At 56.4% G+C, this 15,721-nt stretch carries 14 protein-coding genes; 7 read left to right on the top strand and 7 right to left on the bottom strand.

Annotation, left to right across the window (positions count from 1 at the left end):
- Positions 1-2 precede the first annotated feature (2 nt).
- Positions 3-1,676 carry an MtrAB system histidine kinase MtrB gene (mtrB, locus tag HGAS_RS01645; RefSeq protein ID WP_019126196.1) on the bottom strand — a complete coding sequence of 558 codons (1,674 nt, stop codon included), beginning with the start codon at positions 1,674-1,676 and terminating at the stop codon, positions 3-5.
- 17 nt (positions 1,677-1,693) lie between these two features.
- Entirely contained in the window at positions 1,694-2,377 is a 684-nt protein-coding gene (mtrA, locus tag HGAS_RS01650) for an MtrAB system response regulator MtrA (RefSeq protein ID WP_009409196.1), read from the bottom strand.
- Positions 2,378-2,543: 166 nt separating this feature from the next.
- On the opposite strand from mtrA, the gene HGAS_RS01655 reads away from it, so the two are divergent.
- The 5 genes from HGAS_RS01655 to HGAS_RS01675 are packed head-to-tail and all read left to right on the top strand — an operon-like array spanning position 2,544 to position 7,921.
- Entirely contained in the window at positions 2,544-3,830 is a 1,287-nt protein-coding gene (locus HGAS_RS01655) for a glycerophosphoryl diester phosphodiesterase membrane domain-containing protein (protein WP_019126197.1), read from the top strand.
- Complete coding sequence (locus HGAS_RS01660) at positions 3,830-4,462, top strand: DUF4129 domain-containing protein (RefSeq protein ID WP_019126198.1); 633 nt, start codon at positions 3,830-3,832, stop codon at positions 4,460-4,462. Before HGAS_RS01655 ends, HGAS_RS01660 begins: the two co-directional genes overlap by 1 nt.
- Positions 4,459-5,613 (top strand): DUF4350 domain-containing protein, encoded by a 1,155-nt coding sequence (locus HGAS_RS01665; RefSeq protein WP_019126199.1) that lies wholly within the window; start codon positions 4,459-4,461, stop codon positions 5,611-5,613. The genes HGAS_RS01660 and HGAS_RS01665 overlap by 4 nt, the downstream gene beginning before the upstream one ends.
- Positions 5,610-6,587 carry an AAA family ATPase gene (locus HGAS_RS01670; RefSeq protein ID WP_009409192.1) on the top strand — a complete coding sequence of 326 codons (978 nt, stop codon included), beginning with the start codon at positions 5,610-5,612 and terminating at the stop codon, positions 6,585-6,587. Before HGAS_RS01665 ends, HGAS_RS01670 begins: the two co-directional genes overlap by 4 nt.
- Positions 6,587-7,921: a DUF58 domain-containing protein gene (locus HGAS_RS01675; protein ID WP_019126200.1), complete on the top strand. Its 1,335-nt coding sequence runs from the start codon at positions 6,587-6,589 to the stop codon at positions 7,919-7,921. Before HGAS_RS01670 ends, HGAS_RS01675 begins: the two co-directional genes overlap by 1 nt.
- 7 nt (positions 7,922-7,928) lie before the next feature.
- Here the strand turns inward: HGAS_RS01675 and HGAS_RS01680 are convergent, their stop codons facing one another.
- Positions 7,929-8,918, bottom strand: coding sequence for a stage II sporulation protein M (locus HGAS_RS01680; RefSeq protein WP_019126201.1), 990 nt, complete (start codon positions 8,916-8,918; stop codon positions 7,929-7,931).
- A gap of 19 nt (positions 8,919-8,937) precedes the next feature.
- Between HGAS_RS01680 and HGAS_RS01685 the strand changes: the two genes are divergently transcribed.
- Positions 8,938-9,777: an RDD family protein gene (locus HGAS_RS01685; protein WP_019126202.1), complete on the top strand. Its 840-nt coding sequence runs from the start codon at positions 8,938-8,940 to the stop codon at positions 9,775-9,777.
- A 34-nt stretch (positions 9,778-9,811) separates the two neighbouring features.
- Here HGAS_RS01685 and HGAS_RS01690 read toward each other — a convergent pair whose 3' ends face one another.
- Positions 9,812-10,321 carry a DUF3499 domain-containing protein gene (locus tag HGAS_RS01690; RefSeq protein ID WP_019126203.1) on the bottom strand — a complete coding sequence of 170 codons (510 nt, stop codon included), beginning with the start codon at positions 10,319-10,321 and terminating at the stop codon, positions 9,812-9,814.
- Between the two features lie 93 nt (positions 10,322-10,414).
- Between HGAS_RS01690 and HGAS_RS01695 the strand changes: the two genes are divergently transcribed.
- Positions 10,415-10,834: a metallopeptidase family protein gene (locus HGAS_RS01695; RefSeq protein WP_019126204.1), complete on the top strand. Its 420-nt coding sequence runs from the start codon at positions 10,415-10,417 to the stop codon at positions 10,832-10,834.
- 117 nt (positions 10,835-10,951) lie between these two features.
- On the opposite strand, the gene HGAS_RS01700 is transcribed toward HGAS_RS01695, so the two are convergent.
- The 3 genes from HGAS_RS01700 to HGAS_RS01710 all read right to left on the bottom strand — a co-directional run bounded on the left by HGAS_RS01700 (position 10,952) and on the right by HGAS_RS01710 (position 15,673).
- Entirely contained in the window at positions 10,952-12,259 is a 1,308-nt protein-coding gene (locus tag HGAS_RS01700; RefSeq protein ID WP_019126205.1) for a DUF5719 family protein, read from the bottom strand.
- A 79-nt stretch (positions 12,260-12,338) separates the two neighbouring features.
- A complete protein-coding gene (locus HGAS_RS01705) occupies positions 12,339-15,380 on the bottom strand; it encodes a glycosyltransferase (RefSeq protein WP_019126206.1) in 3,042 nt (1,013 codons plus the stop codon).
- Positions 15,380-15,673 (bottom strand): WhiB family transcriptional regulator, encoded by a 294-nt coding sequence (locus HGAS_RS01710; protein ID WP_009409184.1) that lies wholly within the window; start codon positions 15,671-15,673, stop codon positions 15,380-15,382. The genes HGAS_RS01705 and HGAS_RS01710 overlap by 1 nt, the downstream gene beginning before the upstream one ends.
- Positions 15,674-15,721: the final 48 nt, after the last annotated feature.

The raw sequence follows: 15,721 nt of genomic DNA on the forward strand, positions 1-15,721 counted from the left end.
CTTCACTCCTTTTCCCACAGTTCTAAGGGATCGCTTGAAATTGCTGTCCCGACTTTCTTGGGAAGGGTCATCATGAAAGAGGATCCGACTCCAATCTCACCCCACGCAGTTAGTGTTCCTCCGTGAAGAACAACGTCTTCCAAGGAAATGGCCAACCCGAGACCTGTTCCTCCAGTGGTTCGTGTTCGCGCAGGATCCGCACGGTAAAAGCGGTCAAAAACTCGCTCAACCGTTGCCGGTTCCATGCCAACGCCATGGTCACGTACGCGTACCGCGACAGCGGTTTCATTCGAAGCGATGGTCACAACAACTGGTCGAGATTCTGCGTGTTCATAAGCGTTCACCAAGAGATTGCGAATGACACGCTCAATACGTCGGTCATCAATTTCTGCTGTGCAATGATGCGTCGGCGCATTGACAATAACCTCGACTCCCAAGCGCTGCGCAAGCTCACTGTTTGCGTTAACAACGCGCGTGACCAAGCCTCGAAGATCAATGCTTTCCGCAGCGAGGTCGACAGATTGCGCATCGTGACGCGAGATCTCTAGGAGATCAGCCAGCATGGAATCGAAGCGCTCAACCTGTTCATGAAGCAGTTCTGCACTCCGAGTGGTCACGGGATCAAAATTCTTACGTTGATCCCAGATCATTTCTTCCGCCATACGAATGGTCGTCAGCGGCGTACGGAGTTCATGAGAGACATCAGAGACGAAGCGCTGCTGGAGCCGAGAGAGCTCGTCATATTCATCAATTTTCTTCTCAAGCGATTCAGCCATGTTATTGAAGGCACGCCCAAGATTTGCCATCTCATCGCTACCGCGGGCATCACTGCTGTCAATTCGAACATCAAGATTTCCCTCAGCAAGCTTTCCTGCCGCTGTTGCAGTACGACGTACCGGTCCCAAGATGTGATAGATCAAGATGAAGGTGATGATCGGAATCAACAGCAAGAACGGAATCCCGGCGAAGATCAAGATTCCCATGACGGTGTCAATGCGCTCTTGGTCTGCTTGAAGCGAATAAACGATATACAGCTGGTGGGTTCCTGCTCGCGGTACCTGAACGTTTCTCCCCACAAGGATTGCAGGTACGCGCTGGTTCGCATCACGCGCGGAAGGAATTGAGACTGATTGCCATTGGGGATCCGTTGATTCCGCTACGGCATTTTTCATCTCTTCACTAATGACACCTAAGACCGTGGGGTCAACAATCTCATTGATCCGAAGCGATTGCGATTGCGATTGCGAGCGCAAGAGCAGGACAGAAACCGCCCCAGTACCCGAGGCAGAAACACGTAAGGAGGTTGCAAGCTGTCGGGTTGATTCTTGAATCTGATCGGGAGTGCTGGCTGTTGACTGGTCAAAAACCGATTGCGCAGTTGAAAAACGCAAAGCCGCATCTGAAAGTACTGCGGTTCGTCGAGATTCAAAAACGCTACTGCGCAGTTGAGTCGCAACAATTGTTCCTGCAATAAGGATGAGCACCATCGACACCGCAGCGAGGTAGGAAGCCGCACGCAAAGAAGCGGAATTACGAATTGCTCTGAGAGCTTCCCACTGAGAAATACGTTCCCAACCACGCCACTGTCGAAGAGGCCGGAAGAGCCGTTGAAGAAAAAGAAGTATGCGCTCCAGTGGCGCAACATGAGACTCAGGAACAGGGGGCGTCGAAAGCACTCCCCCATCTCCACCTATCATGACGAGGCGTTGCCGGCGCGGTAGCCTACTCCGCGGACAGTCACAACGACCTCGGGATTATCCGGGTCACGTTCGACTTTTGAACGCAGACGCTGGACATGGACGTTCACCAAGCGAGTGTCTGCAGCGTGGCGGTAGCCCCACACAGACTCAAGCAACTCTTCGCGGGAGAATACCTTCCACGGGGAACGCGCAAGAGTCACGAGCAGATCGAATTCAAGTGGTGTCAAAGGCAATTCTTGGCCACCACGATGCACACTATGGCCCTGAACATCGATGACAAGATCCCCAAGACGAACCAGCTCTTCACCACTGTCATCTCGCCCTCGCAGTCGCGCTCGAACACGCGCGACTAGTTCTTTGGGCTTGAAAGGTTTAGGAACGTAGTCGTCTGCCCCGGCTTCAAGACCGGCGACAACATCTGTTGTATCTGATCGAGCAGTCAGCATCACAATAGGCACGTCGGATTCTCGGCGAATCTGACGGCAGATTTCAATCCCATCGACGTTTGGAAGCATGAGGTCCAGAAGGACAAGATCCGGTGAAACTTCATGGAAAACATCAAGGGCTTGCGCTCCATCTGCACAATCAGCAACCTCAAAACCTTCAGCATGAAGCATGATTCCGATCATTTCGGAAAGCGCGACATCGTCGTCAACGACCAGGATCCGTGAACTCATGTAACGATTGTGTCACGAAACTGACAGGTGTGTCGAAAAGACGCGGCGAATTTTATCAACATAAGAAACGCTGAAGACTCGCTGACTACTTCCTCAGTTCTTTCTGATTAGTTGAATGCATGGCACAATATTCAGGAAGACACGTGTCACCTATATAGGAGTAATAATGTCTGATCCTCAGGGCGTTCCCACGAATGATCCGTGGGCACCCCAGTCATCTTCTTCTCAGAATCCCTCCCAGGGCTCTGTTCCCTCAACACCCCAAGTTCCTCAGACTCCTCAGGCTCACCAGCCTTGGGGTGCACCTGAGCAGCCCGCACAGCCCCAGCAGGCTCAGCAGCCTTGGGGAGTACCCGAGCAGCCCGCACAGCCCCAGCAGGCTCAGCAGCCTTGGGGAGCACCCGAGCAGCCCGCACAGCCCCAGCAGCAGTGGGGCGCGGCGCCTCAGCCCGATGCCGCATGGCAGGGCACCCAGACTCAGGGCGGCACCGCATGGACCGTTGCGCAGCCCGGAATTATCCCGCTCCGTCCGCTAACCGTTGGCGAGCTCTTCAATGGCGCCTTCCAGGCGGTTCGCGTCAACCCGCAAACCATGTTTGGTTTCGCCTTTGCGATTATGGCGGTCGTCGGTCTTGTTCAGGCTTTCTTCGCTTCCTCTTCGACGTCGTCACTGACGCGCGCACTGTCCTCCGGAGATGCCAACGATTTGGTCTACTCGCTGGGCAGCAGCATGGGTTCCTTCGTAACAAGCGGGCTTACCCTGCTCGCAACCGCGTTCCTCTCGGGCATGCTTGCACTGACGGTGTGGGATGCAGTCCTCGGACGTAAGTCTTCTCCCGCGGACGCATGGCACCGTTTCTCGCCGCGCTTTGTCCCGGTTCTTCTGGCAACCCTTCTCATCGGCATCATTGAATTCGTGGCGATCGTGGTAGTCTTGCTGGTCTTCATGATCCCCTTCATCCTTGTGGTTGTTAACGCAGCTTCGGCTCGTAGCTACGATTCTGCAAGTGCCGGTATTGGTGGAGCCTTTGCGATCATCTTCCTCATGATCGTTGCTCTGATCGTGATCGCCTGTTTCTTGACCGTGAAGTTCGCATTCACTTCCAGTGCAGTCGTCCTTGAGGGACTCGGCCCGGTCGATGCCATGAAGCGTTCCTGGTCTCTGTCGAAGGGCTCCTTCTGGCGAATCCTGGGCCGCATCTGGCTCATCGGTATCGTCACCGGTTTGATCTCCGCAGTTCTGGGCGGCATCGTCGGTGCAATTCTGGGCGTTGGAGCCGCTGCAGCTGACTCGGTTGGCTTGCTCGTCGCCTTCTCGGCCTTCTTGAGCGCACTGCTGTCGGCAGTTGTGATCCCGGTTCAATCATCCTTCTACACTCTGATGTACCTGGATGAGCGCATGCGCAAGGAGAACCTTGCTCCCATGATTGCTCAGGAAGCTTCTCGCGCCTGATGTTTTTCTGTGAGGCTCCGCTGACACCCGACGACGAGGAAGCTCGCGCATGGGTGTCAGCGGAGCTTTCGCGTCCCGACTACCTACCCACCCCACCTTCCGCGTTATCACGCTTCTTCAACTGGCTTATTCAACACCTCGTGAGCGGCGCCAGTAAGGCTGCACCTGTCGGTTTCCCCATTGAAGGTTTCTTTATCTTCCTCTTGTTCGTGATTCTCGCGATCATCGCAATCATCGTTATCACCCACCCGATCCGCCTGCGCCGCCGCATGCGACGAACTGCTGTGTTTGACTCCGATTCCACGCTTTCGCTGCGCGATGTCATGAAGCGGATTGACGAGGCTCGCGCAAGCGGAGATCTCGATGCCACGCTGATCTGGTCTTATCGACTATTCGTGCTCTACCTAGCTCGCGACGGCATTCTTCGCGATACTCCCGGTCTTACAGCGGACGAGGCTGGCCGAGCAGCTCAAAATGCTTTTCCCTTCCTCACTGCCCCCATTACCTCCGCGACTTCCGTCTTCGCCTCGGTACGTTACGGTGAAGGCCACGCAAGCGCAGAGGACTGCGCGGGGATGGACCAGCTTATTGCTGCCTATTCACAGAACAAGAAGCAGGCAGTGCACGCATGAAAGCAACTCAAAGCACTGTCGTTTCGCCGACTGCTCGCCAGCGTTGGACGCGAATGCGTCCGCTGGTCATCATCATCTTTTTGGGACTGTTATTTGTCATCGCAACAGCGTTGATCCCCCGCTACCAAAAAGACAGCGAAACCCTCTCGCCAAATAACCCTGGGGATTCTGGCGCTCAAGCTCTTGTCCAAACGCTGCGTCACCACGGAATTAAGGTCGTCAAAGTCAGCTCCGCACGCGAGCTCATTGCACGCTCAACACCGGACTCGACTGCTGTTATTACCTATCCTGGCTACATGCCTGACGCCACCGCAAAAGCCATCGATGAGAAAGTTCATCGAGTTGTCTATCTTCTCTCTCACTACGGTTCAGATCTTGATACCCCTTCCGTCGAAGTGATGACTTCAAAGACGACAAATGCGACGAAAATCCTCTCTGCAGAATGCGCATCTGAACCTGCTCAGAAAGCTCAAACTCTGCTCAATAACAGCGGACAGCTTGTTACCACTACCGAAGCTGGATGGACCACGTGCTTCCCCGTAGATGACGCCTACGCCTACCTTGAAAAGAACGAGGGTGATCATTTCCGCGCAATCATCGCCGATGGAGCTATCGCATCAAATCAATGGGTTGATAGTGATGGCAATGCCGCACTTCTTATCAATGCGATGGCGCAGAAACCAACCATCTACTGGTATGACGGGAGCAAAGACAATGTCCTAGCCAGCGACAAGGTTGACACTCTTGAGCCCCAGTGGCTAATCCCAATCCTTTCGCTGATCGGCATCGGAATTACCGTCATCGGTTTTTCTCGAGGCCAACGATTGGGACGTCTGGTCCCCGAAGATCTGCCCTCTTATGTCCCTTCATCAGAGACAACGAAGGGCCGCGGACGTCTCATGGCAACGCAGAAACAACATGCTCACGCGGCGCGCCTCTTGCGCATCGAGGCCGTAACGACAATCGCCAAGCGTTTGGGAATCGACCCGAAAGCACCGCGAGCCACCCTAGAACACGCACTTGCAGCGCGAGGATTGCTGACCGCGCGCGTGAGTGATTTACTGTGGGGTCCGCCCCCAACAAACAACTCTGAACTGGTCGAATTGGCCGAAGCACTATCCGCGCTCACACAGGAGATTGAGTATCAATGACAAGCCCCGAACTACCGCCCCAGGGGCGTGATGCCCGTGACGCTCTGGTTTCCCTGCATTCGGAAATTGGCAAGGCAGTCGTCGGCCAAGAAGGCGCACTCACCGGCCTGATCATCGCCCTGGTAGCCGATGGACACGTCTTGCTTGAAGGCGTCCCCGGCGTTGCAAAGACGCTTTTGGTTCGCACCCTTGCTCGATGCATCGATTTGACCATGACGCGTGTCCAATTCACCCCAGACCTTATGCCCGCCGATATCACGGGTTCTTTGGTATGGGACAACGGCAAGAGCGAGTTCGAGTTCCGCCCAGGACCGATCTTCACCAATCTTCTTCTAGCAGACGAAATTAACCGTACTCCCCCCAAAACTCAATCTGCGCTCTTGGAAGCTATGGAAGAACATCAGGTCAGCGTCGATGGTCATACCCGCCCGCTGGCCTCGCCCTTCATGGTGATCGCTACCCAGAACCCTGTCGAATACGAGGGCACCTATCCCCTTCCCGAGGCCCAGCTCGACCGTTTCCTACTCAAGCTTGACCTGCCCCTGCCCTCGCGCGAGGACGAATTCAATATTCTTCTTCGCCACCAAAATGGTTTCAATCCTCTGGATTTGGGCAGTGCTGATCTGCACCCGGTCGCAAATGCTTCGGATATCTTGACGGCTCGCGAACAGGCAGAACACATCGAGGTCTCCCCCGCGGTTTTGACCTACATGGTCGATCTGATCCGCGCGACCCGCACCTCTCCCGCTGTCCGCATCGGTGTCTCTCCCCGTGGCGCAACCGCATTGCTTCGCGTGTGCCGCGTCTGGGCGTTCCTTCAGGGACGTTCTTTCGTCACTCCTGATGATGTCAAGGCAATGGCTGACTCGGTTCTTGCACACCGCCTGAGCATGAAGGCGGAAGCAGAATTGGAAGGCTTGAACGCTCACTCTGTCATCGCCTCGATCCTCGAGCAGGTCCCGGTTCCTCGCTGATGGCACTGTCTTGGCGCGCGAGTATCCCCATTTTCTTGGGGGTCATTCCACTGTTTTTCTTCCCGACATGGGGTTTCATTGTCGGGTGGGTTGTTCTGTGCGCATGCCTGTGGGCCTTTGACGCTTACCTTGCGCCTTCCCCCAGGCAGTTGGTCATTGAGCGCTCCATTGACACTCCTATCGCAATGGATTCTCCCGGCCATTCGCGCCTTTCTCTGCGCTCGGCGCTCCCCATGCGCGTCGATGTGAGGGACGCGTGGCCACCCTCGGCACACCCCATGCCCTATTCACATTCGTGTGAGCTCGAAGCAGATGTTCCGACGCCGCTGACGACGATCTTGCAACTGGAGCGTCGTGGAAGCGTTCGCGCCGACTACGTGACGATTCGCTCCTGGGGTCCTCTGCGAATGGCCGCCCGTCAGACCTCGATTGCAGCGCCACTGACCCTGACCGCGCTTCCTCCGTTCCGCGCGAAGCGTCTTCTTCCTTCTCGGCTTGCGCGTCTCCATGAGCTTGAGGGAACAACTGCCACGATTCTTCGAGGCCCGGGAACGGAATTTGATTCCTTGCGCGAGTACGTCCGCGGAGACGATCCGCGCGATATCGACTGGCGAGCCTCGGCGCGCTCAAAAGATTTGGTTGTGCGCACGTGGCGTCCCGAACGCGACCGTCACGTCATGATCGTTGTCGACACCGGTCGTTCGGGGGCAATGCTCTTGGGCGAGCCTCAGGAAAAAGACTTGGGAGACAAGGACCTGGTCGAGTTGGGGGTTGCACCTCGTTTGGATGCTGAGATCGAGGCGGCACTCTTGCTGGGGGTTCTGGCTGACCGCGCCGGAGATCAAGTTCATCTGCTTGCTCTGGACCGCAGTATTCACGAAGATCTTGCCCAGGCACGTGGGGGGAATTTGATTAGCGAGGCCGCGCAGGCTTTCTCGCGCGTCCAGCCTTCCCTTCTCCCACTGGATTGGCAGATGGTCGTCTCCTCGGTTGAGAAGCGTATGCATCACCCGGGGCTTGTCGTCCTTCTGACAGAGATCCCTCCCGCAGCTACAGACGCAGATTTTTCCGAGGCAATTGCCGCGCTCAGCAAGCGTCACCGAGTAGTTGTCGCGGGCGCACGCGACCCCGAGCTTGGCCGAATGGAACGCGATTGGAGCGACGCAGCTTCTGCCTTCACTGCTGCCGCGGCAAGTGCAACAATCCGCGACCTTGATGCTGGTGCCAATGATGCTCGCGCACTTGGCGCTTATGTCGTTGATTGTGATGCGGGCTTCTTGCCTGCACGTCTGGCAGACACGTACATTGCATTGAAGAAGGCTGGAAAGCTCTAAGCCTTTCTTAGATCACAGGTGTCGCGTAACCGGCGTCTTCGTCAAGGTCGCCGCTCACTCCCGCGCGATAGGCACGTCCACCGGCCACGAAGGTGTAGATCCACACGCCCGCGGTCAAGGTCACACCGCAGGTGATCTTCAGCCACAGTGGAAGATTAGACGGGGTGACGAAACCTTCGATGGCTCCGCACAAGAAAAGCAAGATCACCATTCCCAAACCAACAGTGATCATCGAGCGCCCTGCCTCGCCGAGCGCTTGGCCTCGAGTCTTTCGCCCAGGAACAAGCCACGCCCAGAAGAGGCGTAAGCCCGCTGCGGTTGAGATCCAAATTGCTGTAAGTTCCGGGATGCCGTGGGGAAGAATGAAACTGAAGAAGTGCGCGGGGCCGGCATAGTGAATGACAACCGCAGCGGAAATTCCTAGGTTTTGGGCATTCCCCCACAAAGCCATAATTGGATAGAACCCTGTGATTCCACCTGCAACGACACGCAAGGCAATAAAGGCATTATTAGTCCACACATAGGACATGAAAGAGGCATTGGTGTCTTGACTGTAGTAGCTGGAAAATTGTGTTGTCGCGTAGTTCTTCAGCTGTTCCGGACTTCCCAGCATGGAGAGAGCAGCGGGGTCACGCAAGATCCACCACGTCTGCAACGCTGTCATCGCAATGAAAATGAGCATGATCGCAATCGTGACATAGCGGATCCGATACAGGGCTGCGGGAAGATCATAACGGAACCAACGCGAAATCGCCCACAGGCTCGCTCCAGACGTTCCTGTCAATCGAGCTCGTGCGTGCAAGAGCTCACCAGAGAGATATGAAATAACATCCTGATCCGGGTTTTGTGAACGCACTTTCGCAAGATCAGCGGTGACCTGCCGATAAAGCACTGAAAGCTCATCAATTTCCGGTCCCGTCAATTGACGCGAATGCGCCAATTGATGAAAACGATTCCAATGGCGCATATGTGAAGCTTTTAGTGCGTCGATATCCATACAAGATATAGTGTCATACATGAGCGAGCTTCCTGTAAACGTCCAACGAATTTCTGATGAATCTTTCATCAGCGGTGAGGGCGTCAAACTCGATCTCAAACCAGCTTCTCCTTTTGTCAGGGCCGCTGCTTTCCTCATAGACCTGACCCTGTATGTTGGAGCTTTTTTCGTTCTCTTCTGCATTCTTGTTACTGTCACCTTTGATCAAGGCCTTCCACAAACCTTGGTGAGGGCAATATTCGTTATCATTATTTTCTTGTCTTTTGTAGTCCTCCCCTTTGTCATCGAGGTCTTCACCCACGGTTATTCCCTTGGCAAGTGGGCCTTTAACCTAAAAGTTGTGCGTCGGGATGGCGGGATTATCACCGCACGTCACTCCTTCGTCCGTGCAATGACTGCAATCGTGGAAACCTACATGTTCTTAGGCCTGTTGTCATTCATGTCAACAGTCTTTTCGCCGCGAGCAACACGCCTGGGGGACATCGCAGCAGGGACCATGGTTATTCAGGTTCCCGAAGCTGTCTTCTATCCACCTCTGGTTATGCCTCCCGACTGTGCTGAGTGGGCGTCTCACGCACAGGTCCTTCCGATCCCGGATGAACTGCACTTTGAGTGTATGAATTTTCTGCACAATAATCGCCAGATTCTCGACCAGCTACGTCTGTCGATCGCAACGTCCTTAGCGGGACGAGTTTCGGCTTTTGTTTCACCCAAGCCGCCAACCAATATTCACCCCGAGCGTTTCCTTGCAGCGGTTCTTGTCGTTCTGCGCGACCGGGAGTACGCGAAGGAACTCAAGCGACAAGACATCCTTGAAACCCGCCGGCAACAGGTGGAAGCAGTCCCCTTCGAGGTCTAGCACAACGCAGGCAGCCCTCTTATTCATGATCGAATTATTCCTGACCGGAAGAAGGCTCCTCGGTGATCAATTTAAACTGAGCCCGGCGACGGGCCCACGGCGAATTTGGATCCAGGGGGCTGGAGGATTCGGCCTCGTGAGAGCTGGTCGCTTGGGCGAAAGGGCCAAGCTCAGCGTGTGCCGAGGCCCTAGCAGCCGTTTTCGGGGCAGCTGCAGGCTGAGCAGGAGTCTGGGTTTCCGCGACATCAGCGCGCTCTGAGCGGTTTCGGGTGTGTGCTGCGGCTTGGCGGACAGCGTCGACAAGAGCCATAAGGTCATCCCCCGATGGAGGTGCCGGTTCGAAGGTCGTCTGAAGGCGCACGATCTGCCACCCACGTGGGACCGTCAAACTGTTTGCATGGTGCTCACACAGGTCATAGGCATTGGGGTCTGCAGCCGCTGAAAGCGAACCGACAACAGCAGTCGAATCCGAATAATCGTAGGTGAGTGTAGCTACAGCAGGCCTTGAGCAGCCGGGCTTAGAACAGTGTCGAACCGAGATCACCGCTCTACAATACGGCATTTTCTATTCCTATTGCGTGCCCTTCGTCGGCAGGTCATCAGCTTGAGCGGGAAGCTGAGCGATACCCTTATGTGTATGGCTCTCCCATCAGCTTTTCCCCGCACCCATGACCGCCATGGCCGCACCCCGCGCTATGTGCGTCTTTTCCCTGGGCTTCCCGTGTGGAAAACGCGTCGGGAGTCTTTTGATTCGACCGTTGCCCTTGTGATTAGCGAGCTCACCGAGCGCTGGCCTGAGGTTGCAACAATCGAGTTTGCAACCGAGGATGTTCCTCCCTCAGATCCAGCTCCTTGGGAAGACCACGGGGTAGTTTTAGCCCGTGTTTTCCCCGCGGACCGACGTAAGGGGCTGGGAGACCGCATTGTCCTTTACCGGCTTCCCATCACCATGAGGATTCCTCCGGCAGACCTCTATCCGGCATTGCGCGCACTTATTGCCGAGCGCGTCTCGCATATCCTCTACATCTCACCAGAGGAACTTGATTCCCTCTCCTAAGCGTTCTGGCGACCTCGCATTGGCACTTTAGAAGGTGGCAAAAGGGCCACACGCAGGCTTGGCGCAGGCACGCTTTGAGCACGAGCATACGTTAAGCACGAGGCCGCTCTTTGCGCACTAGTGAACGGTAATTGATGTCGATGCCTGCTCGACATCATCCGCGCTCAGCGGCCATACCGCACGAAGCACTCCACTGGGAGTTTTTGCTTCTACCTCAATTGCAATCGCAACATCGCTGGGAGACTCTAGGCTTGTCTCCTGCGAGGGAAGATCCAGCATCGCCATCTTTCCCGCTTCGAGGGTTACCTGTTCATTTCCCAATTGAAGCTGGATGCCACTTTGAGAATGCACAGAGGTGAGCAACAGATGAGAAGAAATCTCACCTACTCCACTGCCGCTCTCTTGCGCAGTCCCGCGTAGAATCGTCGAACTCAAGCGTGAACGAACCAGCGCCTCCACTGTTGATGCAGAAGGTAGTTGAGCGTGAACTAGTCCCTGGGCAGAGCTCATACCCGCGCGCATCCCCCAGCGTTGTCCTCCGGGATATTCTTCCTGCTCGCTATTCGTCACGACTTGGGCGACAAGCGGACGTTCGACATGAACACGCAGGGTATAGCGTTCATCGGTGATTCCGTTCAGTGGAACGTCAACGACCGTTCCTGCGCTCACGTCCAATTCCCCACCCGGCACATTAAAGGTGCCAGCGTCACTGGTGTAGCTCAAGGCGACGTGAGTATCGGCCTCGTCATCTGCTGCCGAAGGAGGAACAAGAAGACGCAGGCTACTGCTCCCCTGCTTTGAAAGCCCAAGGAAAAGCTGGTCTTCCCTTGGCTTTGTTCCACTCACGCTTGTCACGCCTTTGGGCACTTCTCCCTGCATTGCAGAGCTTTGCACCCAGGCTGCCACTCCTTGACCATCGGCGTGGATATGTACGGCCAGTGCACTCTCTTCTGGGAAGAGTCCCCCCGCCAGGACAGATTGAGTGGAGCGGGCCGGAATCGTCATCTGGTGTGGTTTGGCATCAATGGGACCGTTTGCTCCGTATCCCTCAAGGGTGACCACAGAAGGCGAGGAATTAGGATTTGCAAAGGTCACGACCAAGTCTTCGCCACTGGTACTTGATCCCAGAACGCTCCACTGGTCATTCGCTGGCAATTGGCATGACGTCATACTCAGACCGCGAAGCTCTCCCCCGCTTTGGCCCATCACACCAAGCGTCGTGGGAAGGGTGTGCGCAGAGGCATCCGCACGCAGGATTGTCCATTCTCCACTGGTCTCACGCTCCCCGGCGGAATTCCACACCGAGGCAGCAGATACACCTCCATCAAGGTGGAATGGGTCGACAATCCCCGCCGGACAGGCATAGTTAAGGGTTTCTGGGCGCGCGTGAACGACCTGGGGCGCAGGAAGTGAGGACTCAGGCACGACTCTGCCTATTCCCCACGAGGCGGTGCCTAGGAGTAGCAGTGAGGCAGGGATGGCACCAATAGTGAGCATGCGTTTTCTATTCACCATCGTCTACCACGTCCTTCCTCCCTCGAAGAAGCCCGCAAAGCATCACTGTGGCGGCAAGCGCGCACGCAGCTTTCCACGCCAGAATCCAGTTCGAGCGGTAGTTCAGCACGAGCTCACCCTCGGATGGAAGCGAGAATGCCGTTCCCCACTGATTCGTTGCTTCAGTTTGGTTCAAGCGCTGTCCATTAAGAGTTGCAACCCAATGCGAGTTCTGCCGTTCAGCAAGGCGAAGGACCCCGGGGCCTGAGACGTGTGTACGAGCACCGATAGCACCGCTTGCGAGCTCTTCGCACTGGGAATCGGCCGATTCTGAGGCAAGGCACAGGCGCGCGGGCTTACGTCCATCTGGACGTACTCTCCATGCGCTCCCGGCCTCGGTTTCACCGATCTTCTCAATACCGGGCGCACTGTCCAGCGTTTGTGTAATGGAAGGCGCTGCGGGTCCCCCGGAGTGCACAATGATCGTATCGACGCCGTGAAGCGCTAAACGCTGGGAAGCAGAATCGTCGGGGAAAGACACCAAGGTCGCGATTGTCTCCCCCAATTCACTCCGCGCGGGATCGCTGATGTTGTTCATCCTGTCACGGAGAGCCGCCCACGAGGCCACGCTGGAGTGCTCACTCCATTGCGGGCCTGCGCCGCGCCAGAGGCGGGCATCGAGGTCGCCATCGGCACCAACGTTGAGGACAAGAACCCGAGCCTCGCGCGAAGAATTTTGTGCGTAGCGGGAAACAAGAGGCACCTGTTCGCTGGTCGAGCGCGCGCTCCACTGCGCTGAAGGTAGTACCTCAAGCCAAGGGGATGCCGCCATTGAAAGGAGTGGGATCAACCCAACACAGGCAACAAGTTTCCATCCTGTGCGGGTAATTTTTCCTTCCTTTTCGTTGTCTTTCACACAAAGCAATAAAGCGCAGATCAGGGCTAATGCCTGAACGCTGAGCAACGGTCCACCCCACGCAAAAAGCGGGCTATTTGAAGAATCGACAGGAATGTAAGACAGGGCCAATGCACCAATACCGCTCACAAGTGCGATACCCACGAGCGCCGGAAGAGAAAGCGGGAAGAAGGAAGAGCCTCGGGAATGAAGAAGAAAACAACCGACGCTCAGCAGTGTTGCCAGCCAGAGACTAAGGAGAAGGAGCGCGCAGACGCCAAGCCACGCGGCAGAAGAAGCTGCGGGAATACCCCACGCTCCCAAGCCGAAGGAGGCGCGCTCATAGGAAGCTGCGGCCTCGGCTGGGGCAAGAAGCGCGGGCCAGGCACGCCAAAGAATTGCATCAACAAAGAAGGGCAGGCACAGGAGTAGACCGGGAAGAGCGGCGGTGGCGCGGCTGAGGCTGCGCGAGAAAAGCACAAGTGCGCATATGCCAAGCAGCGGGTAAGCGGCGGTGATAATCAGCCCAACGATTGCAGCGCAAGTCCACCCGCGGCGCAAGATGGCATGTCGATCACGCGGAAGGGAAAGGAGCAGGGCCACCCACAGGGGCATAAAAACATGCACGGCAAGGGAGGCAAGTCTTCCGCTGGTCATTGCGAAAAGAGCACTAGGAAGAGAGGCCCACAGACACATCAGCGCTACTCGCAGCGCGCGCGATGATGTCAGGCGCATGCTGAGGACGTCCATATTCCACGCTGCCCACGCAGGACTTAGGACGAGGAAGACATAGAGCAGTACCGTTGGCGCGATGCCGAAAAGCGCAAGTGGAGCACTCAGCACGCTGAGAAGCTGGACAAGAGGGTCCACCGCGTGTGCAGAGCCATCGCCAGAAGGTAACCAGCCCGACCAAGCGTAGGTCCACAGATCAGTGAATCGGTCGGGAAGATTGAGCCAGGCTCCCCCATTAATCGATCCCAGATCGGAGCGGTAGATCCACAAAGAGAGCAAGAAGAGCGCAAGGCTCGTGACAACGCGAGGCGCCAGGTCACTGCTCCGACGTTCAAGAAGCGAATCTTTCCACGAGGCCTGCTCCTCAATAACGTGAGCGCTACGGTGCGTTCGGCGAATGCGAGAAGCATCAAAGCGTCCAGTGAGCAGCGGGCGTAGCGAGGAACGCGGCTGGCTGGCACAGCGGGCATGACGCGCCCGTGCAGCCACAATATGTGGGATATGAGCAAAGAGGCCGAGCCATGCGAAGAAACGAGCATAGGCCGCGCGCGGGCGAGCGCTGAGCAACAAGGCAAGGCAGCTCAGGGGAATCCAGAGTAGCGAAGCCAGAGCCTGAACAATGAGCAGCAGGGGGTTTGCAATGAGAGTCGCGAAATAGAACTCACTGGAACGTCGAGCTCGTAGCGCCGAGGCGCGCCGCAGGTTTTGCGGTGAGGAGACCTGCAGGTGAGTGAGATGGGCATTTGGGGCCGCAACAATGCGGTGGCCTGCTCGGTGAATCCTCCAGCAGAGCTCAAGACCTTCGTTGTACGGACCGAGCGCTCGATCGAAACCACCGACCTGGTTAAAGAGGGAGGAAGCCACCAGAAGGCCTGCACTACCACCGGCAAGAACGTCAGTAACACCGTCGTACTGTCCTTGGTCGATTTCTCCATCTAGGACGAGCGGAACTCGCCTTCCAGAGGCTGTCGCGTGGATTCCAACTTCAGCAAGAGTCCCATCAGCGCGGAAAACCTTTGGAGTTACAGCTGCAATAGATGCCCCTGCCTCGGTAGCTGCAAGCTGTTCCCTCAGGCAGGTATCTGCCGGAAGACAATCATCATGGAGGATCCACAGCCAATCGCTCGCAGTGATTACCTGAGAGGCCGCATGGTCTTTGGTGGCCTTCGCGAGGGCATCGCTGATGTTGCGCGCACGCCCAACTGAGATCAGCAGCGCATTTTCGGGGAGGTCTTCAGCAACGACGACCTGACCCGAGGCCAAAGGAGAGGTTCGAGGGGCTCGCACATCACAGACGATCAAGTGATCGACTGCGCGACTCTGCGCGGTTAGTGCGTCAAGAAGCGAACGCAGCTCGGGGGTCATTCCCCGAGCGACGACGATGGCTGCGACTGTCCCCCGCGAAAAGGGGATGCCCCGAGCCATTAGATGGCCGAGCGGCGCAGTCGACGACGTTCGCGCTCTGACAGGCCACCCCAAATTCCGAAGCGCTCATCATTCGCCAATGCGTATTCAAGGCATTGCTGGCGAACCTCGCAAGATTGGCACACGGCCTTTGCTTCGCGAGTCGAGCCTCCCTTTTCAGGGAAGAAGGCTTCGGGGTCGGTCTGAGCGCACAGTGCGTGCTGCTGCCAGGCTAGGGGACCGTCAGAGAAGGGAAGAGCTTCAACATCGGCGTCAGACCACTCAATAGGGCCGTCACCCAGAATGTTCCACACGGTAGTATCCCCTCTGTGTGATGAGATGTAACAAAAAGGTCAATACGA

The sequence above is a fragment of the Actinomyces sp. ph3 genome (assembly GCF_000308055.1).
In the GTDB taxonomy this organism is placed as follows: Bacteria; Actinomycetota; Actinomycetes; order Actinomycetales; family Actinomycetaceae; genus Pauljensenia.